The 24,751-nt window shown below is 59.4% G+C and carries 26 protein-coding genes, 1 pseudogene and 1 other annotated feature; of the genes and pseudogenes, 22 read left to right on the top strand and 5 right to left on the bottom strand.

Features of this window, described 5'->3' with window-relative positions; translation table 11 throughout:
• The first annotated feature begins 1 nt into the window (after window position 1).
• The 16 genes from ACLEIV_RS14310 to ACLEIV_RS14235 all read left to right on the top strand — a co-directional run bounded on the left by ACLEIV_RS14310 (window position 2) and on the right by ACLEIV_RS14235 (window position 12,169).
• Window positions 2–745 (top strand): flagellar motor protein, encoded by a 744-nt coding sequence (locus tag ACLEIV_RS14310; protein ID WP_410457309.1) that lies wholly within the window; start codon window positions 2–4, stop codon window positions 743–745.
• A complete protein-coding gene (locus ACLEIV_RS14305; RefSeq protein ID WP_410457308.1) occupies window positions 742–1,602 on the top strand; it encodes an OmpA/MotB family protein in 861 nt (286 codons plus the stop codon). Before ACLEIV_RS14310 ends, ACLEIV_RS14305 begins: the two co-directional genes overlap by 4 nt.
• A complete protein-coding gene (locus ACLEIV_RS14300; protein WP_410457307.1) occupies window positions 1,599–2,384 on the top strand; it encodes a ParA family protein in 786 nt (261 codons plus the stop codon). The genes ACLEIV_RS14305 and ACLEIV_RS14300 overlap by 4 nt, the downstream gene beginning before the upstream one ends.
• Window positions 2,381–3,229 (top strand): chemotaxis protein CheW, encoded by an 849-nt coding sequence (locus ACLEIV_RS14295; protein ID WP_410457306.1) that lies wholly within the window; start codon window positions 2,381–2,383, stop codon window positions 3,227–3,229. The genes ACLEIV_RS14300 and ACLEIV_RS14295 overlap by 4 nt, the downstream gene beginning before the upstream one ends.
• 20 nt (window positions 3,230–3,249) lie before the next feature.
• Window positions 3,250–3,735, top strand: a complete 486-nt coding sequence (locus ACLEIV_RS14290; RefSeq protein ID WP_410457305.1) for a chemotaxis protein CheW — start codon at window positions 3,250–3,252, stop codon at window positions 3,733–3,735.
• Entirely contained in the window at window positions 3,735–4,136 is a 402-nt protein-coding gene (locus ACLEIV_RS14285) for a DUF2802 domain-containing protein (RefSeq protein ID WP_410457304.1), read from the top strand. The genes ACLEIV_RS14290 and ACLEIV_RS14285 overlap by 1 nt, the downstream gene beginning before the upstream one ends.
• 170 nt (window positions 4,137–4,306) lie before the next feature.
• On the top strand, window positions 4,307–4,942 hold the full coding sequence (gene ccmA / locus ACLEIV_RS14280; RefSeq protein WP_410457361.1) for a cytochrome c biogenesis heme-transporting ATPase CcmA: 636 nt from the start codon (window positions 4,307–4,309) through the stop codon (window positions 4,940–4,942).
• On the top strand, window positions 4,939–5,607 hold the full coding sequence (ccmB, locus tag ACLEIV_RS14275) for a heme exporter protein CcmB (protein ID WP_410457303.1): 669 nt from the start codon (window positions 4,939–4,941) through the stop codon (window positions 5,605–5,607). Before ccmA ends, ccmB begins: the two co-directional genes overlap by 4 nt.
• 102 nt (window positions 5,608–5,709) lie before the next feature.
• Window positions 5,710–6,456, top strand: coding sequence for a heme ABC transporter permease (locus tag ACLEIV_RS14270; RefSeq protein ID WP_410457302.1), 747 nt, complete (start codon window positions 5,710–5,712; stop codon window positions 6,454–6,456).
• Complete coding sequence (gene ccmD / locus ACLEIV_RS14265) at window positions 6,446–6,652, top strand: heme exporter protein CcmD (RefSeq protein ID WP_410457301.1); 207 nt, start codon at window positions 6,446–6,448, stop codon at window positions 6,650–6,652. The genes ACLEIV_RS14270 and ccmD overlap by 11 nt, the downstream gene beginning before the upstream one ends.
• Window positions 6,649–7,143, top strand: a complete 495-nt coding sequence (gene ccmE / locus ACLEIV_RS14260; protein ID WP_410457300.1) for a cytochrome c maturation protein CcmE — start codon at window positions 6,649–6,651, stop codon at window positions 7,141–7,143. The genes ccmD and ccmE overlap by 4 nt, the downstream gene beginning before the upstream one ends.
• Complete coding sequence (locus ACLEIV_RS14255; RefSeq protein WP_410457299.1) at window positions 7,140–9,095, top strand: heme lyase CcmF/NrfE family subunit; 1,956 nt, start codon at window positions 7,140–7,142, stop codon at window positions 9,093–9,095. The genes ccmE and ACLEIV_RS14255 overlap by 4 nt, the downstream gene beginning before the upstream one ends.
• The gene (locus ACLEIV_RS14250) at window positions 9,092–9,625 is read left to right on the top strand and encodes a DsbE family thiol:disulfide interchange protein (protein WP_410457298.1); all 534 of its coding nucleotides are present in this window, start codon (window positions 9,092–9,094) and stop codon (window positions 9,623–9,625) included. The genes ACLEIV_RS14255 and ACLEIV_RS14250 overlap by 4 nt, the downstream gene beginning before the upstream one ends.
• A gap of 4 nt (window positions 9,626–9,629) precedes the next feature.
• Window positions 9,630–10,097 carry a cytochrome c-type biogenesis protein gene (locus ACLEIV_RS14245; protein ID WP_410457297.1) on the top strand — a complete coding sequence of 156 codons (468 nt, stop codon included), beginning with the start codon at window positions 9,630–9,632 and terminating at the stop codon, window positions 10,095–10,097.
• Window position 10,098: 1 nt separating this feature from the next.
• Complete coding sequence (ccmI, locus tag ACLEIV_RS14240) at window positions 10,099–11,310, top strand: c-type cytochrome biogenesis protein CcmI (protein ID WP_410457296.1); 1,212 nt, start codon at window positions 10,099–10,101, stop codon at window positions 11,308–11,310.
• Between the two features lie 70 nt (window positions 11,311–11,380).
• On the top strand, window positions 11,381–12,169 hold the full coding sequence (locus ACLEIV_RS14235; RefSeq protein WP_410457295.1) for an MlaA family lipoprotein: 789 nt from the start codon (window positions 11,381–11,383) through the stop codon (window positions 12,167–12,169).
• 142 nt (window positions 12,170–12,311) lie between these two features.
• On the opposite strand, the gene ACLEIV_RS14230 is transcribed toward ACLEIV_RS14235, so the two are convergent.
• Window positions 12,312–12,905: a DUF502 domain-containing protein gene (locus ACLEIV_RS14230; protein WP_410457294.1), complete on the bottom strand. Its 594-nt coding sequence runs from the start codon at window positions 12,903–12,905 to the stop codon at window positions 12,312–12,314.
• Window positions 12,906–13,304: 399 nt separating this feature from the next.
• On the opposite strand from ACLEIV_RS14230, the gene ACLEIV_RS14225 reads away from it, so the two are divergent.
• Together ACLEIV_RS14225 and tyrA are read left to right on the top strand one after the other, a co-directional pair.
• A complete protein-coding gene (locus ACLEIV_RS14225) occupies window positions 13,305–14,375 on the top strand; it encodes a 3-deoxy-7-phosphoheptulonate synthase (protein ID WP_410457293.1) in 1,071 nt (356 codons plus the stop codon).
• Window positions 14,376–14,516: 141 nt separating this feature from the next.
• On the top strand, window positions 14,517–15,647 hold the full coding sequence (gene tyrA / locus ACLEIV_RS14220) for a bifunctional chorismate mutase/prephenate dehydrogenase (RefSeq protein WP_410457292.1): 1,131 nt from the start codon (window positions 14,517–14,519) through the stop codon (window positions 15,645–15,647).
• A gap of 832 nt (window positions 15,648–16,479) precedes the next feature.
• On the opposite strand, the pseudogene ACLEIV_RS14215 reads toward tyrA, so the two are convergent.
• Window positions 16,480–17,628: pseudogene (locus ACLEIV_RS14215) on the bottom strand (chorismate mutase); the annotation flags it as partial.
• Between the two features lie 37 nt (window positions 17,629–17,665).
• Window positions 17,666–17,802: a sequence feature (Phe leader region), on the bottom strand.
• 204 nt (window positions 17,803–18,006) lie between these two features.
• The gene (gene hpf / locus ACLEIV_RS14210; RefSeq protein ID WP_410457291.1) at window positions 18,007–18,336 is read right to left on the bottom strand and encodes a ribosome hibernation-promoting factor, HPF/YfiA family; all 330 of its coding nucleotides are present in this window, start codon (window positions 18,334–18,336) and stop codon (window positions 18,007–18,009) included.
• Window positions 18,337–18,698: 362 nt separating this feature from the next.
• Between hpf and ACLEIV_RS14205 the strand changes: the two genes are divergently transcribed.
• Together ACLEIV_RS14205 and ACLEIV_RS14200 are read left to right on the top strand one after the other, a co-directional pair.
• The gene (locus tag ACLEIV_RS14205; RefSeq protein WP_410457290.1) at window positions 18,699–20,606 is read left to right on the top strand and encodes a transglycosylase SLT domain-containing protein; all 1,908 of its coding nucleotides are present in this window, start codon (window positions 18,699–18,701) and stop codon (window positions 20,604–20,606) included.
• Window positions 20,593–21,420, top strand: coding sequence for an NAD(P)-binding domain-containing protein (locus ACLEIV_RS14200; protein WP_410457289.1), 828 nt, complete (start codon window positions 20,593–20,595; stop codon window positions 21,418–21,420). The genes ACLEIV_RS14205 and ACLEIV_RS14200 overlap by 14 nt, the downstream gene beginning before the upstream one ends.
• Here the strand turns inward: ACLEIV_RS14200 and yjjX are convergent.
• Complete coding sequence (gene yjjX / locus ACLEIV_RS14195) at window positions 21,344–21,925, bottom strand: inosine/xanthosine triphosphatase (RefSeq protein WP_410457288.1); 582 nt, start codon at window positions 21,923–21,925, stop codon at window positions 21,344–21,346. The genes ACLEIV_RS14200 and yjjX overlap by 77 nt on opposite strands.
• An 88-nt stretch (window positions 21,926–22,013) precedes the next feature.
• Here yjjX and yciA point away from each other — a divergent pair, with 88 nt between their 5' ends.
• Together yciA and ACLEIV_RS14185 are read left to right on the top strand one after the other, a co-directional pair.
• Window positions 22,014–22,412 carry an acyl-CoA thioester hydrolase YciA gene (gene yciA, locus ACLEIV_RS14190; RefSeq protein WP_410457287.1) on the top strand — a complete coding sequence of 133 codons (399 nt, stop codon included), beginning with the start codon at window positions 22,014–22,016 and terminating at the stop codon, window positions 22,410–22,412.
• Complete coding sequence (locus ACLEIV_RS14185) at window positions 22,390–23,229, top strand: endonuclease/exonuclease/phosphatase family protein (RefSeq protein WP_410457286.1); 840 nt, start codon at window positions 22,390–22,392, stop codon at window positions 23,227–23,229. The genes yciA and ACLEIV_RS14185 overlap by 23 nt, the downstream gene beginning before the upstream one ends.
• An 88-nt stretch (window positions 23,230–23,317) precedes the next feature.
• Here the strand turns inward: ACLEIV_RS14185 and ACLEIV_RS14180 are convergent, their stop codons facing one another.
• Window positions 23,318–24,724 (bottom strand): LysM peptidoglycan-binding domain-containing protein, encoded by a 1,407-nt coding sequence (locus ACLEIV_RS14180; RefSeq protein ID WP_410457285.1) that lies wholly within the window; start codon window positions 24,722–24,724, stop codon window positions 23,318–23,320.
• Window positions 24,725–24,751 lie beyond the last annotated feature (27 nt).

The raw sequence follows: 24,751 nt of genomic DNA, 5'->3' as shown, positions 1-24,751 counted from the left end.
TATGGCGCTGACCGGGCTGGTGCTGGCGCTGCTTTGTCTCACCCTGGCCCAATGGTGGCACGGCGGCAGCCTGGCTGGGTTACTGGACGGCCCCGCCTTGCTGATTGTCTGTGGTGGTACCCTGGGGGCAGTCATGCTGCAAACACCCTGGTTACAGTGCAAGGCGGCGCTCAAGGCGTTGACGACGTTGTTCGGCCGGCCGCCCTGGCCCTTTCAGGAGCAGGCCTCCAGGCTGCTGCACTGGTCGCATGAAGCGCGGCAGGGCGGATTTCTGGCCCTCGAGTCCAAGATCGAACATCATGCGCTGGACCGCTTCACCCGCCAGGGATTGCAATGGTTGGTGGATGGCACAGAGCCGGCGGCCCTGGAGCAGTTGCTGGACAACGAACTGGATCGTATCGAGGAGCAGAAAGAGCTGGAAGCCCGGGTATTCGAGGCCATGGGCGGCTACAGCCCGACCATAGGTATTATCGGCGCCGTGCTGGGGCTGATCCAGGCGATGTCAAATCTGGATGAACCCAGCCAGCTGGGGACGGGCATCGCCGTGGCCTTCGTTGCCACCCTGTACGGGGTGGGGTTGGCCAACCTGCTGTTGTTGCCACTGGCCAATCGGCTGAGGGCCATGTACCGGCTTGAACTGCGCTATCGGGAGCTGACCGCCATCGGCCTGCTGGCCATCGCCCGTGGCGACAGCAGCCTATCGATCAGCCGGCAGTTGGCCCAGTATCAGGGGCAGCGTCAATGAAGCGCCGCTCGCTGGCATCCGGACCGCACAGTGCCGGCCTGGAGCGTTGGCTGGTGTCCTATGCAGACTACATGACGCTGGTGTTTGCGCTGTTTGTGGTGCTGTACGCCATTCATGCCAGTAAAACCGAGCTGCAGCAACCCATGCTGGATGGCATGGAACAGGCGTTGGTGCGGCTTGGTGGCGATGCGTTGCCCGCTCGGGCGGCGATCAGCCGGCTGGCGGTGGCTTCCGAGTCTGCCGCCGCCGGAACCGGCGCGCCGGCGCCACCGGAGGAGGTCAGCCTGGCCCGTCTGCAAGCCGAACTGGAGCTACGGTTGGCCCCCTTGCTGGAACGTCGGTTGGTGGGGCTTGAAAACGATGGCGACTGGCTGACCCTGAGCTTTGATGGCAAGCTGCTGTTCGCCAGTGGCAGCGCCTTGCTGGGGGGCAATGCCCAGCCGGTGCTGCACACCCTGGTACCGGTGCTGGCGCCGGTGAATCATTTTGTTCGGATTCGCGGCTACGCAGACAATCTGCCGATCAGCAACGAACTCTATGCCTCCAACTGGCAGCTTTCTGCCGAGCGGGCACGGGCGGTACTGGAGTGGCTGCTTCATGAAGGGATTGCCGCGCCGCGCGTGGCGCTGGAGGCCTTCGGCGAATTTCATCCACGGGAGCAACAGCTGGGCGAGCGGGGGCGAGCCCGGAATAGACGGGTCGAAATTGCCATCTCGGCACACCGGTGGCAACCCCGAACTGCCTTGCCGTCACGGCCGTTGAACAGGGAGCAGAGTCCGGCACTGCGGGTGTATGAGCTGCCCGGTGGTGGCATACGTATCGGTACAACATCGACACAAGACGGGGCGAAGCAGTGATTGTCTGGACAGTAGCAAATCAGAAAGGGGGCGTCGGTAAAACCACGACCGTCGTGGCGCTCGCCGGTTTGCTGGCGCAACGCAACAAACGGGTGTTGCTGATCGACACCGATCCGCACGGCTCCCTGACTTCCTATCTCGATTACGATATGGATGTCTTGCCGCACACCTTGTTCGATCTCTTTCAGGCCCAGCGGCCGACCCGCACCCTGTTCGAGCAGGTGGCGCTGAAAACCCGTTTCGAGGGCCTGACGCTGTTACCGGCGTCGATCTCCCTGGCGACGCTGGATCGTACCTCCAGCAGCCGTGAAGGCATGGGACTGGTACTGAAGCGCCTGCTGACAGAACTGCAGCATGACTTTGATGTGGTCATCATCGACTGCCCGCCTGTGCTGGGGGTGATGATGGTCAATGCGCTGGCCGCCTGTGATCGCATACTGGTGCCGGTGCAGACCGAGTTTCTGGCCATCAAGGGACTGGAGCGCATGGTCAGTACCTTTGCCCTGATGCACAGGGCCAGAAAAGACGGTTTCAACTATACGGTGGTGCCAACCATGTACGATCAGCGCACCCGAGCCTCGGTGCAGAGCCTGGACAGCCTGAAACAACAGTATGGTGAGCGGCTCTGGCCCTCGGTGATCCCGGTGGATACCAAGTTTCGCGATGCCAGCCTGCGCCATGAACCACCGTCCTGTTTCGCCAAAGGCAGCCGAGGGGTTTATGCCTACCAGACCCTGCTGCGCTACCTGTGGCAGCTAGATGGCGTGGAGCCGGCATTATGAATCAACGACAATCCGACGCCCTCGACGATTATTTTGGTGCCCTGCTGGAAGAAAGTTCTCCGGCGCCATTATCAGTGCAATCGGTACCGGTTGCCGCATCCGGCCCGGCCACGACCTTTGCCGATCCGGCCGAGGAGGAACGACGCCTGGGGCTGGAGGCCCTGCTGGCCCGGGTGGCCGAGCTGAAAGAAGAAGAAAGTCTGCCGTTGCCGGTCGAGGTATTGGCGCCCGAACCGGAGCCGTCACGGGAGCAAAAGCCCGTACTTGTGCCTCCGGCGGCTGTTCAGCCCATCGAGGAGCCGGCAATGAGCGAACCGGCGCCGCCGACACCGACGATGCCGATAGCGACAGAAACGCCGGTAGCCATCGAAGCACCGGCCGTTGCCGAATGGCACAATATGGACACCGAAAACAGCTTCCAGGCCCTGTTCTTCGAGGTGGCAGGCATGACCTTTGCGGTACCGCTGACTCACCTGGGGGGCATCTATCAGATGTCCAGGCTGACCAGCCTGTTCGGCAAGCCCGACTGGTTCGCCGGTGTGTTGACCGAGCGTGAGCGTCAACTCTATGTGGTGGACACCGCGCGCTGGGCCATGCCTGGCCATCAGGCCGAAGAAGAATATCAGTATCTGGTGACGCTGGGTGAAAGCAACTGGGGGCTGGGCTGCCATCTGCTGAAAGGTACCGCGATGCTGACCCGGGAGCAGGTGAAATGGCGCGCCATGCCGGGCTCCCGGCCCTGGCTGGCGGGCATGGTAAAAGACAAAATGTGTGCCCTGCTGCATGTGGACGCCTTGATCGGGCTGCTGGAGCAGGGTAAGAATATCGACGGACAACAAGTCTGAGCAGGCATAAGGGAAAATCTATGAACAGTCATCGCAACATAGCGGAAAATCTTGCCGAAGAGATATTGCAGTGGGTTACTTTCCGTCTTGATAACGAGACCTACGGCATCAATGTCATGCAGGTGCAGGAAGTACTGCGCTACAGTGATATAGCCCCGGTACCGGGTGCGCCGGACTATGTATTGGGCATCGTCAATCTCCGTGGCAACGTGGTGACGGTGCTCGACACCCGGCTGCGATTCGGCCTGCAGCCGGCAGAGCTTACCGACAACAGCCGTATTGTGATCATCGAGGCGGAAAAACAGGTCATCGGCATCCTGGTCGACAGTGTGGCCGAGGTGGTATATCTCAAGTCGTCCGAGATCGAAAGCGCCCCCAATGTCGGCACCAGCGAAAGCGCCAAATTTATTCAGGGCGTGTGCAATCGCGAACAGGAGCTGCTGATCCTGGTGGATCTGGACAAGCTGTTGTCCGACGATGAATGGGACGAGTTGGGCCAGTTGTAATGTGGCTGCAGCCGGCGTTTATTCTGGCGATAGTGGCGTTGATGCTGGCCATGACGGCTTTATTGGTGTCCTGGTCGATGTGGCGTCAGAGCCAGCGCAAGCTGGAGGCCATGAGCCGTCTGATGCGTGAGCTGACCCGGACCCGGGACAGTTACCGCAAACAGATAGAAGAGCTGCAGGCGGCCAATATCGGGCTTGGCAACAAGGTGAGCGATTTGCACCGTCAACAGGGGCAGCTAAGCGAGCAGCAGCAGGAGCTGGCGCTGAAAGATCCTCAGGGCAAACTCTACAGTCGGGCGACTCGCATGGTGCAACTGGGCGCCGATATCGACGAGATCATGGCCGAGTGCGAGATGCCGAGGGCCGAAGCCGAGCTGCTGATTTCCCTGCATCGGCAATAGTTTCCCTCGCGAATGGGCAGCTGTGAGGGGGAAGAGTAAATACCGTCTCCAATACAGACTGTGGTTTTTCGTTCGGTTACCCCTCACGCGTCCCCGACTATGTTTCTTTCTGTATAAATGGGTGCCATGTGCTAGACTGGCGCCCATTTTAATGGTCTGAATTATCAACGATTATGCTTGAAGCCAGAGCCCTGACCTGTGTCCGTGAAGAGCGCACCTTATTCGGTGACTTGTCTCTGACGGTGGCGCCCGGTGAACTGGTGCAGGTGGCCGGCCCCAACGGCGTCGGTAAAACCAGTCTGTTGCGCTTGCTGGCAGGCCTGTCTCGTCCCTACGGTGGCGAGGTGCGCTGGCAGGGCGAGAACATAGAAGGGCACAGGGACGACTATCATCGGGACCTGCTCTATCTCGGCCATCAGGCCGGTATCAAGCACGAGCTGACCGCTTTCGAGAACCTGGCCTTCTTCCGCCGCATGCACCATGCCGACAGTACCGCCAATCTGTGGGAAGTGCTGGCCATGGTGGGCCTGGCGGGACTCGAGGATCAGCCAGCCGGTCAGCTGTCTGCCGGCCAGAAACGGCGGGTGGCGCTGGCCCGGCTGTGGTTGGGCGGGCCCCGGTTATGGATTCTCGACGAACCCTTCACCGCCATCGACAAGCACGGTGTCAGGGTGCTGGAACGGCTGCTGCTGGATCATACCGACGCCGGCGGCATGGTGCTGATCACCACCCATCAGGACTTGTCCCTCAGTGCCAGCCGGGCTCGTTCCCTGCAGCTGACCCCTTATCACGAGGAGCCGGCATGAGAACCATGTTTACCGGAGTGCTGCGTCGCGAGCTGGTGTCGGCCCTGCGTCGGCGAGCCGACATCCTCAACCCTCTATGGTTTTTCGTTATTGTCATCACCCTGTTTCCGTTAGGCATAGGTCCCGAGCCGACGCTGCTGGCGCGTATCGCCCCCGGCATCGTCTGGGTGGCGGCGTTGTTGTCGTCGTTGCTGGCGCTGGAGCGATTGTTCAGAGACGATTTTATTGACGGTACCCTGGAACAATTAATGCTGATGCCCTGTCCTTTGGGGGTACTGGTGCTGGCCAAGGTGCTGGCGCACTGGTTGCTGACCGGTTTGCCGCTGCTGCTGCTGTCCCCCCTGGTGGCGGTGCTGCTGAGTCTGGACATGGTGGGTTTTCAGGCCGTGTTCTGGACCCTGTTGCTGGGCACGCCGATTTTGAGTCTGCTTGGCGCCATCGGGGTGGCGCTTACCGTCGGTATCGGCAAGGGGGGTGTGCTGTTGAGTCTGCTGACGCTGCCGCTGTATATTCCGGTACTGATTTTTGCTACTTCGGCCATCGAGGCCGCAGCTTTTGGCGCCCCCTACGATGGTCAGCTGGCAATTCTGGCGGCCATGTTGGTGGGCAGTACTACCCTGGCACCTTTTGCCATCGCCTCGGCGCTGCGAGTGAGTGTCAACTAACCAGGGTCAAGGTGTTTTGAACGACAGATTTGGGATATCTTAGACTCCAGTTAACCAAGTCTCTGTAAACAATATTCAATACAAAAAAGGTCTGTGAGCAACATGTGGAAATGGTTACATCCCTACGCCAAGTCAGAGCAAGCCTATCGGCTGGCCGGCCTCTGGTTACCCTGGTTTGCCGTGTTCAGTATGGTGTCCTTTATCATAGGCCTGGCCTGGGGACTGGCCTTTGCGCCGGCGGATTATCAGCAGGGTGATGCCTTTCGCATCATCTACATTCATGTGCCCGCCGCCATTCTCTCCATGGGCGCCTATTCCTCGATGGCGGTGGCCGCCTTCATCGGCCTGGTGTGGCAGATCAAGACTGCCGACATGGCGGTAGCGGCCATCGCCCCTGTGGGTGCCGTCTTTACCGCCATCGCGCTCCTTACCGGCGCCGCCTGGGGCAAACCCATGTGGGGTGCCTGGTGGGTATGGGATGCCCGCCTGACCTCGGAGCTGATACTGCTGTTCCTTTATCTTGGCGTCATCGCGCTCTATAACGCCATTTCCGACAAGGTACTGGCCGGCCGGGCCGCCGGTATTCTGGCGTTGGTGGGAGTGATCAATCTGCCCATCATCCACTACTCGGTGGAATGGTGGAACACCCTGCATCAGGGGGCCAGTATCACCAAGTTTGACCGGCCTTCCATCTCCAACGACATGCTCTGGCCGCTGTTGATCATGATACTGGCTTTCACTTGTTTTCTGGGGGCGCTGACCCTGATGCGGTTGCGCAATGAATTGATCCGGCGTGAATCCCATCGCCCCTGGGTGATGAAGCTGGCGGAGGAACAGGATGAAATTTGATAGCTGGTCCGCATTCTGGGCCATGGGTGGCTACGGCTTTTATGTCTGGCTGTCTTTTGGTCTGACCATTTTTGCGCTGCTGGCGCTGGTGATATCGACCCTGAACACCAGAAAAAGCCTGCTGCGTGCAGTGAAACAGAAACAGGCCCGGGCGGCTCGTCGTAAAGCCGCCCAGAAGTTGGAGAATACCTTATGAACCCCAGACGTAAAAAGCGCATGACTCTGTTGCTGGCGGTGGTGATCGGATTATCGGTCATGACCGGGTTGGTGCTTTATGCTCTGCAGCAGAATATCGACTTGTTTTACACCCCCACCGAACTGGTGCAGGGCAAGGGTGAGGATCACATCAAGCCGGAAGTGGGCCAGCGCCTGCGCATCGGTGGCATGGTGGTGCCGGGCTCGGTCAGCCGTGACCAACAAAGCCTCAAGGTCAGCTTCGATCTGGTGGATGCGGGCGGTGAAGTCATTACCGTCATTTTCGATGGCATACTGCCGGATCTGTTCCGGGAAGGGCAGGGTATAGTGGCCCAGGGTCACCTTGATGATGCCCGTACCATTACCGCATTCGAAGTATTGGCCAAACACGATGAAGAATACATGCCGCCGGAAGTGGCCGAAGCGCTCAAGGGAATAGAGCACGTCAAACCCGAATATTCTCAAGAGCAGTTGAAAGGAAGCCGGTCATGATCCCTGAAATAGGTCAGTTCAGCCTGATCCTCGCCCTGGCGGCGAGTCTGATACTGAGTATTTATCCGCTGCTCGGGGCCACTCGCGGCAACGTCGGCATGATGCTGCTGGCTCGCCCGCTGGCTTACGCCATGTTTGGCTTCCTGTTGCTGTCGTTCGGCTGCCTGACCTGGGCCTTTATCGATCACGACTTTACCGTGCTCTATGTGGCCTCCAACTCCAACAGCCTGTTGCCACTGGAATACCGTATTTCGGCGGTGTGGGGCGCCCACGAAGGTTCTTTGTTGCTGTGGGTACTGACACTGGCCGGCTGGACTGCCGCCGTGGCACGCTTCAGCCGGGCGCTGCCGCTGGATGCGGTGGCCCGGGTGCTGAGCGTGATGGGCATGATTAGCGTCGGCTTTTTGCTGTTCGTTATCGTGACTTCCAATCCCTTCGAGCGCACCCTGCCGTTCTTTCCGGTCGATGGCCGGGATCTGAACCCGCTGCTGCAGGATCCGGGGTTGATATTCCACCCACCCATGCTCTATATGGGCTATGTGGGGTTCTCGGTCGCCTTTGCCTTCGCTATCGCCTCCCTGATGACCGGCAAGCTGGATGCGGCCTGGGCCCGCTGGTCCCGTCCCTGGACCATGGCTGCCTGGATTTTTCTGACGCTGGGCATAGCACTGGGCTCCTGGTGGGCCTATTACGAGCTGGGTTGGGGCGGCTGGTGGTTCTGGGATCCGGTGGAAAATGCCTCTTTCATGCCCTGGCTGGCCGGTACGGCGCTGATCCACTCGCTGGCGGTGACCGAAAAGCGGGCCACCTTCAAGGCCTGGACTGTGTTGCTGGCGATCATGGCCTTCTCGTTGAGCCTGCTCGGTACCTTCCTGGTACGTTCCGGGGTGCTGGTCTCGGTGCATGCCTTCGCCTCGGATCCGACCCGAGGCCTCTTTATTCTGGTATTCCTGATGCTGGTCATCGGCTGCTCGCTGCTGCTTTACGCCATCAAGGGTGCCGAGGTCAAAAGCCATGGCAAGCATGAGCTGGCCAGCCGCGAGAGCATGCTGCTCGGTAACAACATAGTGCTGATGGCCGGGCTGGTGGTGGTGCTGATTGGTACCTTGCTGCCGCTGGTGCACAAGGAGCTGGGTCTGGGCAGTATTTCTATTGGCGCGCCCTTCTTCAACAGCCTCTATGCCTGGCTGATCATCCCCTTTGCGTTGTTATTGGGCGCCGGCCCCCTGTTCCGCTGGCGTCGCCAGAGCATGAAGGAGATCAATGGCAAGCTGCTGTTTGCGGCGGTGGCCAGCGTGGCTATCGGGGCCTTCCTGCCCTGGTATTTTGCCGAGACGTTCGAAGTCTGGGCCGCTGTGGGTCTGGGCCTGGGGGCTTTTATCGTGATCACCAGCCTGCAGGAAACCTGGGTGCGAGCCACCCATCGTCATGCATTCGCAACCGGTGTACGCAAGTTGGGTAACAGTCACTGGGCCATGTTCCTCGGCCACATCGGCCTGGCGGTGACCATCATCGGCATCAGCTGCACCCAGCTCTACAGCATAGAGCGGGATGTGCGGATGTCTGCCGGCGACAGCGTGACCTTCTCCGGTTATACCTTTACCTTCGAAGGAACCCGTCAGGCCGATGGTGCCAACTACGAAGGCTTCAAGGGCGTGATTGGCGTCAGCAAGAACGGCCGGGAGCTGACCAAGCTCAAGGCGGAAAAACGGCTTTATCTGGTGCAGCGTATGCCGATGACCGAAGCGGCCATCGACGCCGGTTTTACCCGCGATCTGTATGCGGCACTGGGCGAAGAGCTGGATGACGGCGCCTGGGCGGTACGACTCTATTACAAACCCTTTATTCGCTGGGTCTGGTTCGGCGCCGTGCTGATGGCCATCGCCGGTGTCATTTCCATGGTCGACAAACGCTATCGCTTCGGTAGCAAAAAGACGCTGGAGGCCGCATGAATCGTCGAGTCCTGATCCTGTCCATCCCGCTGCTGATTTTTCTGGGAGCCTGTGCCTTCCTGTACAAGGGGCTGTTTTCCGACCCACGCAAGCTGGAGTCGGCGCTGCTGGACCAGCCGGTGCCGGAATTCAGCCTGACGTCGTTACAGAACCCGGAGCAGCAGTTCACCCGCGACATCTTTACCGGCCGACCCATGCTGCTCAACGTCTGGGCCACCTGGTGTCCGACCTGTTATGCCGAACATGAATACCTCAACGAGCTGAAGGCGAAAGAGGGCATTTACATCGTGGGCATGAACTACAAGGACGAGCGGGAAAAGGCCCTGCGCTGGTTGAAGAACCTGGGCAACCCCTATGCCATCGACTTGTATGATCCACGCGGCATGCTGGGGCTGGATCTGGGCGTGTACGGCGCCCCCGAGACCTTTCTCATCGACAGTCAGGGGGTGATCCGTTACCGCCATGTGGGCGATGTGAACGAACAGGTGTGGCAGCAGACCTTGAAACCGATTTTTGAACGGATGGAGTAAAGCGATGCGTTTATGCACTGTGCTGATACTGCTGACGGGGCTTTGGCTGCCGCCGGCCCTGGCTGCCATCGATGTCTATGAATTCGACTCTCCCAGTCAGGAAGAGACCTTCCGCGAGCTGACCCGGGAGTTGCGTTGCCCTAAATGTCAGAACCAGGACATTGCCGATTCCAACGCCGAGCTGGCCAAGGATCTGCGCGAAAAAACCTACACCATGTTGCGCGAGGGCAGCAGCAAGAAAGAAATCATCGATTACATGGTGGCCCGCTACGGCAATTTTATTCTCTACAAGCCGCCGGTGATGGCCTCTACCCTGATCCTGTGGCTCGGCCCCGTGCTGGTGATGCTGCTGGGAGTGGTCATAGTGCTGGTCAGAACCCGAAAAAAACCGCGAAACAGCGCAGACAGCGCCTTGAGCGAGCAAGAACAACGGCGTCTGGCCGAACTGCTGAACAAAGACAAAGAGAGCTGATATGACCTTATTCTGGATCCTCAGTGGCCTGCTGACGCTGCTGCTGGCATTGGTGATAATACTGCCCCTGACCCGAGGCCGGGCCGAGTCCAGCCATAGCCGTAACCAACTCAACACCCAGTTGTATCGGCAACGATTGCAGGAGCTGGAGCTGGACCGGGAGCAGGGCCTGCTGGAGGAGGGTGAGTCGGCGGCTCAGGAGCTGCAGAAAAGCCTGCTGGACGACGTGGTCACCGAAACGCCGCAGCAGTATCGCCGCGGTATCTGGTTATGGCTGCCGGCGGTATTGATCGTCGCGGCCGTGGCCTATGCGGGCTACTGGCAGTTGGGCGCCTATCCCAAGGTTGTACAATGGCAGGATAATGCCGCCCGGCTGAGTGAGTTGTCGCGCAAGGTACTGATTGAACCCGGTGGCGAAGTGACCGAGCAGGACATGATGGATCTGATCCAGTCGTTGCGTACCAAGTTGCATCAGGACGGTGACGATTTTCGTGGCTGGTTGCTGCTGGGCCGCCTGACGCTGGAAATGGGCGATGGTGAAACCGCCCGTGATGCGCTGGAAAAGGCGCTCAAGCTGACCGATAACCCTGATATGGTGATAGTGCCTTACGCCGAGGCCTTGGCCATGACCGGCGAGGCGCTGCGCGCCGAAAGCATGATCCAGCAGGTGCTGACAAAGGATCCGGACAACCTGGAAGCCTGGTCGGTGTTTGCCTTCATGGCGCTGCAGCAGGACAACCTGACCGCGGCCATCGCCCGCTGGCAGCAGATTCTGCAGCGTATGTCGCCGGACAGCCCTCGTTATGCCATGATCGAACGTTCGGTGGCCTTTGCCGAGCAACGGCTGGCAGAAAGCGACAAGGCCCCCGTGACCGGCCCGCGCTTCGAGGTAGAGGTGAATGCCGCAAGCGCAGTGCCTTATCATCCGGGTGCCGTGCTCTTTGTTTATGCGGTCGACGCCAATGGCGGCGAAATGCCGCTGGTGGCCCGGCGTATAGAGCGGCCCTCGTTTCCGCTGACCATAACCCTGTCCAATGCGGACGCCATGGTGGCCAGCAACAACCTGAGCGGGCGGGATACGGTGGTGATCAAGGCGCGGATAGCGCCCAGCGGCAACGTGGCCGACGCTACCGATGCCTGGGAAGGTCGCAGCGGCGTCTTGAGTACCGGTGAAGACAGTCAGCTGTCCATCTTCATCGATACGCCCTTGTAAGGCGATAAGACCGACCGGTCTGCCGTCATGAGCAATAATAAATAATAACAAAAGCGATAAGGCTTAGATTATGTGGCGAATGTTGACTATTGCGGCGGGAATGACCCTGACGGGTTGTGCCGCCCATGAGGGCGTGGAGGTACCACGCACCAATGATCCTTTTTCTCCGGCGATACCGGCCGATTATGGCCGGGCGACGGCCAATGATGCCCGAGATCCCTTCGAGCCGGTCAACCGTGCCTCCTGGGTCATCAACTACGATGTGCTGGATCCCTATGTGGTGCGTCCTGCGGCCCATGCCTATGCGGATTATGTGGCCAAGCCGGTCAGAGACGGGCTACAGAATGTGGTGCTCAACCTGGAAGAGCCGGCCAGCTTCGTCAACCATCTGGTGACCGGCGATTTTCCCGGCGCCGGTACCAACCTGGTCCGTTTCGGGGTGAACAGCACCGTCGGCGTGCTGGGTTACTTCGACGTGGCGGAAAAAATGACCCTGTCGCGTCGATCCAAGGATTTCAGCCAGGTGATGGGGCAGATGGGTATTGGTGATGGACCCTTTCTGATGCTCCCTGTGCTGGGACCAACCACGCTGCGGCAGCTTTCCGGCGACATGGTCGACAGCCTCTATTTCCCCTACGACGTGATGAGTTTCGCCCTGCGCACCGGCAAGTGGGCACTCGACGGCCTCTACCAGCGCAGCGAGCTGATAGAGCGTGAGCCCATTATCGACAACGCGCTCGATCCTTATGCTCTGACCAAGGATCTCTATCTGCAATATCAGGATGCCAAGATAGGCAAGGAATTCGAGCCCGCCTCGGATGAAGAGCTGGAAGCCTTCATGGACGAGATAGACGGATAAAGAAAAGCGTTAAGCCTGTCTTTTGGTCACAAGTTCTTGTCGCTTGCCGTATCGTGCACTTTCGTCGGCCAAAGCGCACTGCTGCTTCGCATGGCGGCCATTCTCAAAGACTTGTGGCTAAAAGACAGTTACAGCTGTGTTTTCAGGGTTTTCCGGTAATGCCGCCGCTGACGATGAAGGTGGTCATCTTGCTGGCTGCCACATCCAGGATCTGGATCTTGTCCTTGTCCACGACGATGAGATTGCCGGCAAAATTATAGGACTGGGGCAGGTAGACGGCGACCTTGCCCGGCAGGCCGAACTCTTCCATATCTTCCCGGGTGATAAAACCCAGCAGTTGCAGTTCTCCACCCATCAGGCTGACCGCCACCGGTTTGTTGAACCTTTTATTATCCCCAATCAGCGCATTGAATAAGTCCCGCAGCGAGTTATAGAGCAGCTTGACCAGGGGGATCCGGGTCAGCACACTGTCGAACAGCGACAGGAAAAAACGGCCGAGATAGAAAGAGGCGAACATGCCGGTCAGGATGATCAGCACCAGCGTCAGTAATCCACCGGCCAAATCGGCAATCCAGCCTGCTTCCAGTGCCGGTACCACCAATTGCAGCAACGAGCCCAGCGCCGAAAACAGGGTTTCGTTAAGTACATTGAAGATCAGATAGACCAGATAGACCGTCAGTACAAAGGGCAGCAGGATCAACAGGCCCTGAAAGAAAAAACGGAGAAGTCGTTGCATCATCAGGCTCCAGTAAAAGGGGCGGCATCATGGCAGATCCGAAGAGGAATAACAGCTGAAATCAACGGCGCTGTGTCAGGCGAAGTCGTGCGGTGCGGCTGGCGTTGACCCGGCGAAAGCCGACTACCAGTTGCTGATATTGATGCTGAACCATGACGTCTCCTCGTCTTCCGGAGTATATGCTTTCTTTGCGGCAGGGGGCTTTCTGGCTCTTTTATACGCACTTGACCCCTATAGCACAAAATAACCGTTTTTTGCGCGCTATCAGGCTTTGCAAGGCGGCCCGGCCTTGATATGGTGAAAGCGGTTGCGTAAGAAAGAAATAACAGTATGTCAAATCAGATATCTTATTTCTTTTTATTTGGTTGTAATGTTTTGTTTACAAGTGAGGATGTCATCATGCAGAAAGACACACTGAATAATATCCATATCCGATCCGAAAAGGTGATGATCACCCCGGCGGAGCTGAAGGCCAAGTTGCCGATTTCCAGCCAGGCACTGTCTTTCGTCGGTCAGGCCCGTCAGACTATGTCCGATATTATTCAGCGCAAGGATCACCGTCTGCTGGTGATCTGTGGTCCCTGCTCCATTCACGATATCGACGCAGCCAAAGAGTACGCAACCCGCCTCAAAAAACTGCATGATGACTACAGTGACAGCCTTTATATCGTGATGCGCGTCTATTTCGAGAAGCCGCGCACCACCGTCGGTTGGAAAGGCTTTATCAACGATCCTCACCTGGATGGCAGCTTCGACATCGAACAGGGCCTGCACAAGGCGCGCGAGCTGCTGTGCTGGCTGGCCGAGCTGGAACTGCCGCTGGCCACCGAAGCGCTGGATCCCATCAGCCCCCAGTATCTGGCCGAGCTGTTCTCCTGGTCGGCCATCGGTGCCCGCACCACCGAGTCCCAGACCCACAGGGAGATGGCCTCGGGCCTGTCGATGCCGGTAGGCTTCAAGAACGGTACCGACGGCAACCTGGGCACTGCCATCAATGCATTGAAGGCGGCGGCGGAGTCTCATGCCTTCATGGGTATCAATCAGGAAGGGCAGGTGGCCTTGCTGGTGACCCAAGGCAATCCGGACGGTCATGTGATATTGCGCGGCGGCAAGCACCCCAACTACGACTCGGTCAATGTTTCTCTGGCCGAAAAGGCGATGGTGACGGCCGGCCTGTCTCCCAGTCTGGTGGTAGACTGCAGCCATGGCAACTCCAACAAGGATTACAGCCTGCAACCGCTGGTCACCGAGAACGTGGTGCATCAAATTCAGGAAGGCAACAAGTCCATTCTTGGCATCATGCTGGAGTCACACCTGCATGAGGGTAACCAGTCCAGTGAGCAACCGCGCAGCGAGATGCGTTACGGGGTGTCGATAACCGATGCCTGTATTGACTGGGACACCACCGCCGAGCTGCTGGAACGTTGTCATCAGCAGCTGGCCGCGCCCTTGAAAGCCCGACTCGGCTGAGTGCCGCGCCTTTGTTATTACCTGAGTGATTGAATAGAGCCGCCTGCCGCTGCGGGGCGACTGTCCCTGCCGGCGGTTCACAGGCATAATAGAGCACCGCGTCCGGGAAGGGCCGGTGCTTTTGTAATTGGGATGGGACCAATGGTAGATGAATTAGCTGTCCTGCGGGATCAGATAGACGAAGTTGACCAGCAGCTGGTTGAGCTGTTTGCCCGCCGCCTGAAACTGGTGGCGGGAGTAGGTGAAGTCAAGAGCCGCCAGGGGGTGCCGATTTATGCCCCGGACCGTGAAGCGGCCATGCTGGCCCGGCGCCGGGCCGAAGCCGAGGCGCGAGGCGTGCCGCCAGACTTGATTGAAGATGTGTTGCGCCGGGCGATGCGCGAGTCTTATGCCAGCGAAAAAGATACCGGCTTCAAGTGCATGAACCCGCAACTGGGCAAAGCGGTGGTGATCGGCGGTGCCGGTCAGCTGGGTGGCCTGTTTGCGCATTTGCTGACCCTGTCCGGTTACCCGGTCGAGATCCTGGAAAAGGACGACTGGAGCAGGGCCGACCAGCTATTGGCCGGCGCAGGCCTGGTGGTGGTGGCGGTGCCCATCGATCAGACGGTGGCGGTGATCGAGCAACTGCCCGGTCTGGCCGACGACTGTCTGCTGGTCGATCTGACCAGCATCAAGACCGAGCCGCTGGCGGCGATGTTGCAGGCGCACGCCGGTCCTGTGCTGGGGCTACACCCCATGTTCGGGCCCGATGTGTCCAGCCTGGCCAAGCAGGTGATCATCTACAGCGAAGGCCGTGGCGGCGAGCAGTATGAATGGCTGTTGGCCCAGATGCGTATCTGGGGCGCACGCCTGCAGGCGGTGAGTGCCGAAGAGCACGACAAGGCCATGAGCCTGGTGCAGGCCCTGCGTCACTTTACCAGCTTCGCCTATGGCGCTCACCTCTGTGCCGAACAGGCGGATCTGGCGCAACTGTTACGGCTGAGCTCGCCCATCTACCGGCTGGAGCTGGCCATGGTGGGCCGTTTGTTCGCTCAGGATCCGGTGCTGTATGCCGATATCATATTGTCGTCGCCCGGTAACCTGGAGATGATCCGTCGCTACCACAGCCGCTTCGGCGAGCTGCTGGAGCAACTGGAGCAGGGTAAGCGCGATGCCTTCGTACAGCAGTTCTCCACCGTCAGCGAGTTTTTCGGCGACTATGCCGACACCTTCCTCAAGGAAAGCCGCATTTTGCTGGCCCAGGCCAACGACAGCCGCCATCATGCGGATTGATGGTGCAGGTGTGAAACAAACGTGAGGTGTAGGGCGTGAGAGAAAGCGCCGAAGCCTGAAATGAAAAACGGCGCCGAACATTCGGCGCCGTTTTTGATCTTTAATCCTGATACAGCCGTTGGGCCAGTTGCTGCAACGGTGCCATGTCGTCCTCTTCGTTCAGGGTGATACAGAATCCCTGAATGCCGGCGCCTTTCAGGGCCTGACCCAGTTCGGGCAACAGGCCGTCCTGGCCCGGCAACTGGCTGAGCAGGGGCAGGCGACTCTGCTGCTGCAGACGCAGCAATTCGGGCAGGGAGCGGCTCCGAGTGTCGAGCAGCCCCAACTGCTGGTTACCCTCGGTCAAGATCTGCTCGGCCTCGGTCAGGGTCTGCTCCAGCTTGTCTCCCAGCGGCAGCAATACCGGACGGGTGCTGCGACCGGCGGCGGTCAGCAATTCGTCGCGTCGGCCTTCGATGGGCTGCAGCAACAGCAAGTCGAGGGATTCCGCCGCCCGGCTTAGTTGTTCCGGGGTGTGGACCAGGGTCATGGCGGCCAGATCAAACTGGGCGGCAATGTCACGCAGCTGCTGCAGGCGCTGTTGTTGCTGACTACTGTCGCCCTCTCCGAAACAGGGGACCGCGAGCACCTGGCCGCCGCGCTCTTTCAGACGACGGGCGGCTTCCTGCAAGGCGGATCGCTCGGGCCAGGTCGCCAGCATGGCGGCCAGCAACGGCTCCTGACGACTCATGTAAAAACGGCCGATCTGCAGTGGCATGCCCGCGTTTGTGTCGGCCGGCTCGTGGGTCGGCGGCGTCAAGGCACCGCCGTTACCCTGGCTCAGCGCCCGGGAGGGAATGCGGGTCGGTGCCACCTCGGCACTGGGATAACAGCCCAGTATCTTGATGAAGCGGACTATGTCCTTCAGCTCTTTCAGCGCCGCCTGCATCTCGTCACTGTTGACGTTGGCCGCGACATCCACATAGAACATTTCTTCCCAGGGGTTGCCGATTATGGGGCGGGATTCGAGCTTGGTCATGGTGATGTGATGGCTGCGCAGTACCAGCAGGGTTTCTACCAGGGCCCCGCTCTGCTGGCCGGTCGACATGATGAAGCTGGTTTTGGCAGGAATTTGTGCCGCCACTTCCACCGGCTTGCGCGCCACCACGATAAAACGGGTCATGTTCTGCTTCTGGTTGGCTAGGCCGCGTACCAGCGGCTTGAGGCCGTGCAGTTCACCGCCGTCTGCACTGCCCATGGCACCAATGTCGGTTCTCTTGAGGTTGGCGACCAGTTCCATGGCGTTGGAGGAGGCGGCACAGAATTCGACTTTGACGCCCGGCAGTGTCTTCAGATACTGGGAGCATTGTTGATACACCTGGGGATGGGTGTACAGGGTTTTCAGCTTGTTGACGTCGGTGTCCACCGCCACCAGCAGGCAGTGCTCTATCGGCTGGGTCAGCTCACCGACGATGGACAGGCTGGTGTGCTGCATCAGATCGAACACGTCGTTGATGGCGCCCGAGCTGGTGTTTTCGATGGGCAGAATGCCGTACTGGGCCTGACCGGATTCGACGGTATCGAAGATTTGCTGAAAGGTTTCGCAGTTATGCTCGACCATGGAGGCCTGAAAGCGGGACAGATACTTGCGGGCAGCCATGTTGGAGTAGGAGCCCCGCAGGCCGAGAAAGGCCACGCTGATGGCCGGTACTTCATCCTGGGGGTTGAGCAGGTCCTGCAGCAGCGCCTGCTGCGACAGCACCGAGTCTTCGATGATGGTGTGATAGATCTGGGTGACGTAATGGGCGTCCAGCCCAAGCTGACGGCCCTGGTTGATCAGCTCCACCAGCAGCGTCTGCTCCCGTACCTGATCCCGGATCGGTCTCGGGTTTTCCAGCTTGCTACGGGCCACTTCCAGACTCAGGCCTTTGCGTTTGGCCAGCAGGGTCAGCAGCTCCTTGTCGAGGAGGCTGATGTGGCTTCTGATCTCATCCAGATTCATGAATTTGGCTTCCCTTGTACCTAAAGAAGTATCGGCTAATAAAAAAGCCTCCCGGTGGGAGGCTTGTCTGTTCGTCTTTCGTTTATTTCTTGCCAGACCAGATGTCGCCTCGTTTATGATGTAAACAAGCAGGGTGCAAAAAAGAAGCGAAAGAAAAACAGGGAAACGGACACGGCGGTTCTCAATGTTGGTAAATACCCTGATAGAAATACTGAAAAGCGGTGGCGAGGGCAAGTCTTTTCCGGGAATTTTTGGCAAAGAGGGAAGATTGGCCGATAAAAGGCGGTAAATGGTCGTTTTTGCTATTTACCGCCTGCAAGGTGTTTGCTGTCGGTGTCGACGGCTCAGGAGGGACGGGCAGCTCCTGAGCCGGCGTGATTACTCTTCTTCGTCCACGGCCACCGGCTGAGCGGCCTGGGTGCGCTGGGCCAGCGGCTTGTCGGCATAACGGTTCAGCTGGCGCTCCAGTCTCTGCCCCAGTTCCTTGATGGCGGCGTACAGGTTTTCATCTTCAGCCTGAGCGAAAAGGGTATCGTTGGGAACGCCTGCGGTCGCTTCTACCAGATAGTTTTGTCCTTCTTTCTGAATGATGACATGGGGGCTGATCAGCGCAACCTGGCGCCGGCTCAGCTTTTCGAAGCGACTTTCAATCCGTTCACGAATAGCGGGAGAGATGTCGATAACGTTGCTGGTAATGGTAATGGACATATGGACCCCCTGAGGTGTTTCTTTGTTTGTGTACAACTTCAGACTACCCTGACAGTAGTTTAATTTCGTGACGTAGATCAACTTTCCCAGGCCCATCTTTCGCCGTGGCCAAAATCTGTGATCGGGTCGCCGCTACCACCAAAAAAACCTTGTCAGGGGAGAGTGAAACGGGCCAGACTCGATCGGATAAGTTGTTCCCTTCACTCCTTCTATGCTGGTTGGTGCCAGTACCGCTACGACCTGTATTGTCTTGTCCAGACAGGGCCTGGCCGATGCAAAAAGAGAATTTATCGCCCCCCATTGGCAGTGTTGTCACTATTCCTTAGGATAGCGTTCTATATCGTCATCTGAGGGAGTGCGCCGTGAGAGGCTGGTTTGGAGTGGGACTGCTGCTGTTGAGCCTGGGGGGGAGCGTTCAGGCCTCGCCATTGCGTGATCAGTATCGACAGGCCGAGCAGGCGCTGAAAAAAGACGATCTGCCCGCCTATGAGCGGCTGCGTAAAGGGTTGGACGACTATCCGCTCACTGTGTACCTGGATTATCAGATCCTTGCCGACAAACTGCCGCAGCTAACCAGGGCTCAGCTCACCCGGTTCATGACCCGCTATCCCGACTCCCATCTGGCAGACCGGCTCGAGCGCCGCTATCTGTTCCGGCTGGCGCGGGAGCAGCGCTGGCAGGAGTTCCTCGCATTCTATCCGGCCTTGCCCAACAGCGTTGAACTGCAGTGCGCGCACTACAGGGCCAAATGGGCAACGGGAGACAGGGCCACGGCCATCGCCGGTGCCGAGCGACTGTGGCGGCATGGCTATTCCCGGCCCGATATCTGTAACCCCCTGTTTGACGCATGGAACAGCGTCGGCGGGCGTGGCGATGAACAGATCTGGCAGCGGATGCTGCTGGCATACCAGCATCGTCAGGATGGGTTGCTCGGCTACCTTGGCCGTCAGTTGAGTGCTGCAGCTCGACCGGCAGGAGATTTCTTGCTGTCTCTCGACAAGGACCCTGACTTGCTGGCCGGCTCCAGCCTGCTGGCTACCGCTTCGGCTCGCCATAAGGCGGCGCTGGCCCAGGCGCTGTCGCGGCTGGCGGACACCAAACCCGAGCTGGTGATGAGCCTTTATCCCAAATATCGGCGCCAATCCAGCCTGAATCCGGAGCAGGTGGCGGACATAGAGCGGCAACTGGCCCGGCGCCTGATGTTCAACCGTACCCGGGATTATCGCAGCTGGCTCGACAGCCGCCTGCCGGTGGTGGGTGATTCGGATCTGTTCGAGCTGCGGGCCCGGCTGGCCATCTGGGAGCAGGACTGGCGACATCTGCCCGGCTGGATTGACCGGCTGCCGGCGACAGAGCAACAGGACAGCCGCTGGCAATACTGGCGGGGCAGGGCGCTGAAGGCCCAGAATCGTCATGCGGAGGGCGACAAGGCCTGGCAGCAGGCGGCGCAGAACCGGGACTACTACGGCTTTTTGTCGGCGCAGCAGGGCCGACACGACTTTTCACTGCAAAAGAAACCCCTGGTGCCGGCACCGTCGTTGAGTCAGGCCCGTCGGCAATGGCCGGCGCTGCTGCGGGTAGAAGAGTGGCTGGCGCTGGGCGATAAAACCGCGGCACGCGTCGAGTGGTATCACCTGCTGGGCCGGGTCAATGAAGCCGATGGGCTGGCGCTGGGCAGCCTGGCCCTGAGCCGGGGCTGGTACGATAAATCCATAGTGGCGAGTATTCAGGTGCGCGCCTGGGATCATCTGGACTTGCGTTTTCCGGTGGTCTATCGGGAACTGTTCCAACGGCAGGCCCGCCGCCTGGGGGTGGATGAAGCCACGCTGTTTGCCATCGCCCGTCAGGAAAGCGCCTTCTATGAACAGGCGCGCTCGCCGGTCGGTGCCGGTGGTCTGATGCAGCTGATGCCGGCTACCGCCAGGGAAACCGCACGCAAGCACGGTATCGGCGACTACCAGCATCCGTCCGATGTCTACCGTCCCGAGGTGAATGTGCAACTGGGCTCCAGTTACTTCAAGGAACTGCTGGAGCGCTATGACAACAATCGGATCCCGGCCATTGCCGCCTATAATGCGGGCCCCTCCCGAATCAATCGCTGGCTGAAGGGCAGTGGCAGCCGACCCATGGATGTGTGGGTAGAAAATATTCCCTATCGGGAAACCCGGGGCTATGTGCAGAACGTGTTGGCATTTTCGGTGATTTATCAGGACATGCTGGGGCAGAAAAAAACCTTTATCAAACCGGCGGAGCTGAATGATGTCTACTGAGCCGCATGTTGAGCCAAGCGTTGCCATCATGGGGCTGGGCTGGCTGGGTGAGCCGCTGGCGAAGACACTGCAAGCCCGGGGCTATCGGGTGGTCGGTACTACCACCTCAGAGGCCAAGGCCGGGCGCCTGCGCCGAGAGGGCATAGACGCTCTGATGTGGGACATCAACGAGCCCCTGCCGCAGGCCTGGCCGGCCACACTGGTAGCGCAGACCCTGGTGCTGTGCGTGCCACCGGGCAAGGTAGATGATTATGCGGTGACTCTGGGAAGAGTGGCGATGCTTGCCGCCAACGCGGGCGTACAGCGGCTGCTGTTTACCAGCGCCACCTCTGTCTATGGCGGACTCGGTAGCAAAACCGAGGCGGATGCCGCGCCGGACTCGACCCGGGGGGAGCGCATGCTGGCGGCAGAGCAGGCGGTACACCACAGCGGTATACCGCAGGTGCTGTGTTTGCGGCTGTCCGGTCTGGTCGGCGGCAACCGGGAACCGGGGCGTTTTCTGGCCGGACGACGTTTCGCGGGGGGGGGCGAGCCGGTGAACCTGGTGGCGCAGGAAGACCTGCTGTGTTTTATTCCCGCCATTCTGGCCCGTCACGACTGGCCGGAAGTGCTTAATGTCAGCGCGCCGCATCATCCGAGTCGGCATGAGTTTTATACCCGTGCGGCGCTACTTCGCGACTTGCCACCGCCGCAATTCGACGGCGGTGGCGAGGGCAAGAGTATCGACGGCAGTGCCCTCAGTCGCTGGCTGGGTCTCGACTATCGGGTAACGGACTGGTTTGCGTGGCTGGCCGCGCGTAAGGCTCGGGACTGAGCAAGGGCGCCAGCGCCATGATCAGCGTGTCCCGGTACACCCGGCGTCGGTCCAGCAGGTGTTGAGTTAGTACCCCTATGGCTCCGCCCTGTTGCTTGCAGTTGCTCAGGTTGAACAACCTGTCCATGGCGTGACCCAACTCTTCACCTTCGGCCACCGCCCGGGCGACGAATGGCGGTAGCGTCAGGCTGGTGCTGCGGGCGGCGTTGTCCAGTCCCGGGCCCAGCACCTGCAGCCAGGCGAAGGTGATGCTTTGCTGTTGTAACCGGTCGATACCGCCTTCCATGCCAATCCACAGACTGGCTTCGGGCCGGGCCACTCGGGCGGCCAATGCCCGGTTGCGGGCGCCGGTCAGGGTTTCCATATCACTCATCGGCTGCTCGGCCACGCCGGAAGGCACGGCCAGGCCGCTTACCTGACAGCGATTATCCGGAAATATCAGCTCCAGAGCCAGACGGGCGGCCTCGATTTTGGCCGAGTTGAGTGATGCGACAATGACTTTCATGAAACCCCTTTGTATGTTGAAAATTGCGGCCGGCGAGCCGGCTGATTATTATGCCCACTTTAATTGTCCGATAGGAGACGTGAACGCGATGACCGATCAACAAACCCCGAGGGGAGAGCTGCTGTTGCGCACCATGGCCATGCCGGCCGACACCAATGCCAATGGCGATATCTTCGGTGGCTGGATCATGTCGCAGATGGATCTGGGTGGCAGCTTGCTGGCCAACGAAATAGCCCTGGGGCGGGTGTGCACTGTGGCCGTGGGCGACATGACCTTTCTGCGCCCGGTGCAGGTGGGCGACGTGGTGTGCTGCTATGGCGACGTGGTCAAGGTGGGCCGCTCTTCTATTACCGTCAGGGTCGATGTCTGGGTCAAGCCGGTACTGGTGCCGGAAGCCGGCCCCCGTTATCGGGTTGCCGGCGCGCAATTTGTGTACGTGGCCATTGACGAGAACGGACGCCCCCGTGCCGCCCAGCCCGGTGCTTAAAGGCGGATTGCTGGCCTCGGCGTTGTTGCTGAGTGGCTGTATCGAGGTGCCGAAAGCGATACTCCTGAGCGATGGGGTCGAGCCGGTGTCCGCCGAGTGTCTGTATCCATCGGCGAATACCATTCAGTCGTTGCCGTCGTCGTTTTCGCTGCTGAGCTGGAATATCTACAAGCAGCAGGGTGACTGGCAGGTGGAACTGAATCGCTGGGTCGATGACAATAATCTTTTGTTGCTGCAGGAGGCTCGGGCCAGCGATGAGCTGCACCAATGGCTGCAGGCCCGGGATTATCACTGGTTTCAGGTGGCCGCATTCAACTGGGAGCAGGCCGCCAACGGTGTCTTGACTGCCGCGGCAGGGCAGGCATCCCGGGTGTGCGGGCAACGAATACGGGAGCCGGCGACCCGGATCCCCAAGTCGCTGCTGTTCGGCTATTACCATCTCGAGGGCTCGGATCAGCAACTGCTGGTGGTGAATCTGCATGCGGTGAATTTTTCGCTGCGGGGCCGGACCTATCAGGAACAGCTGAACAGGATCAGCGGCTTTGTCGAAAACTATGGTGGCCCCGTGATCGTGGCCGGCGATTTCAATCGGTGGAACTCTCGTCGAGCGCGTTTGCTGCAACGCTGGGCCGAGCGAGAGCAATTGATCGAGGCGGTACCCACGCCGGATCACCGCACCCGTTTCATCGGTTACCCGCTGGATGCGGTGTTTTATCGGGGGCTGGAACTGGTACAGGTGCAGAGCATGCGCTCTCATGCTTCGGATCACGGGCCGCTTAAAGTCAGTTTCAGGGCGAAAGGCAGCGATAAGCCGTAAACCGGCGGCGTCGTGGCTGTGGAATAAAAGAGCCGCAATGATTGGCATTGCGGCTCTTGGGGTCATTCATGGCTGAAAGCTTGGTTTGTTACCCGGCGTTGGCCGCCACGATCAGGCTCTGTCCGGCGCGCAGGCTGTGCTTGTCGGTCAGCTGGTTCCAGCGCAGCAAGTCGGTAATGCTGACACTGAAACGGCTGGCGATGGCCGACAGGGAATCCCCGGACTGTACCCGATAAACACCCTCATTGGGCGAGGGAGCCACGGCCCCGTATGCCCTGGGCAGCATCAGCGTCTGGCCTACCCGAATCGTGCTGCCGCGCAGGTTGTTCGCCTGTCGGATAGCTTCGATACTGGTGCCGTTGCGTCTGGCGATTCTGCCGAGGCTGTCACCGCCTTTGACCTGATAGCGCTGATAGGACTTGCGTTCCTGCTCGGGCAGATCGGCCATGGCAATTTCGAAGCCCTGGGCATGTGCCACCGGTACCAGAATTTCGGCATTACGCACCGGCGAGGTAGCGGCACGCTTGAATGCCGGGTTGAGCTGCTTGAGCTGTCCCCGGTTCATACCGGCCAGATCGGCGGCCATGTTCAAGTCAACCTGGCCTTCCACCTCCACCACCGCCAACTGCGGCCGATTGGGCACCGCCGGTACTTCCATACCATAGTGGCCTGGTTGCTTCAGAATATCGGCCAGGGCCAGCAGCTTGGGCACATAATTCTGCGTTTCCTTCGGCAGCGACAGCGACCAGTAATCGGTGGGCTTGCCCTGGCGACGATTGGCTTTCATTGCCCGCTGCACCCGGCCTTCGCCGGAATTGTAGGCAGCCAGCGCCAGTACCCAGTCGCCATCGAAGAAACCGTTCAGGTATTCCAGATAGTCGAGCGCGGCCCGGGTCGAGGCCATTACATCGTAACGGCCGTCATACCAGCTGTCGTAATGCAGACCAAACTGTTTTCCGGTGCCCTGCAGCATCTGCCACAGACCCGCGGCGTGGCCATGGGAATAGGCACGCGGATCGAAGGTACTTTCTACCACCGGCAGCAAGACCAGCTCCATGGGCATGTTCCGTTTCTCTATCTCTTCCTTGATGAGATAGAGAAACGGTCTGGCGCGTTCGGATACGGAACGCATATAAGCCGGATGTTTGAGGTACCAGTTCCGTTGGGCCACTACCCTGGGATGATCCAGGGGCATATCAAGTTGCATGTTGGCGGCCAGATCGAGCCACAGATCGGGTTGCTGCACCTGGGCTTGCTGGCGCTGCTGCCGATGGGTTGATGAATGGGATACGGTGCTGTAAGTCCGGCCACTGTCGGTGGTGGTTTTACTTTGTATCCGCAGCGACGAATAGGTCGCTGATTTGGGGTAGAGCTGGCTGTTCGCCTGCTCTCCAGCTGTTTCCTGATGGCCATAGGGATGTCGAGCCGAATCGGCCGACATCGCCTGGCAGCCCGCCAGGAGCAAGGCACTGGATAATAAACAGAGTCTTCTCATGGTGTCTGCGTCTCACAAAAATGGCGG

Source organism: Oceanisphaera submarina, assembly GCF_046521305.1.
Classification (GTDB): domain Bacteria; phylum Pseudomonadota; class Gammaproteobacteria; order Enterobacterales; family Aeromonadaceae; genus Oceanimonas; species Oceanimonas submarina.
The sequence above is the reverse complement of the archived record's forward strand: the minus strand, read 5'-3'. Positions and strand labels throughout refer to the sequence as shown.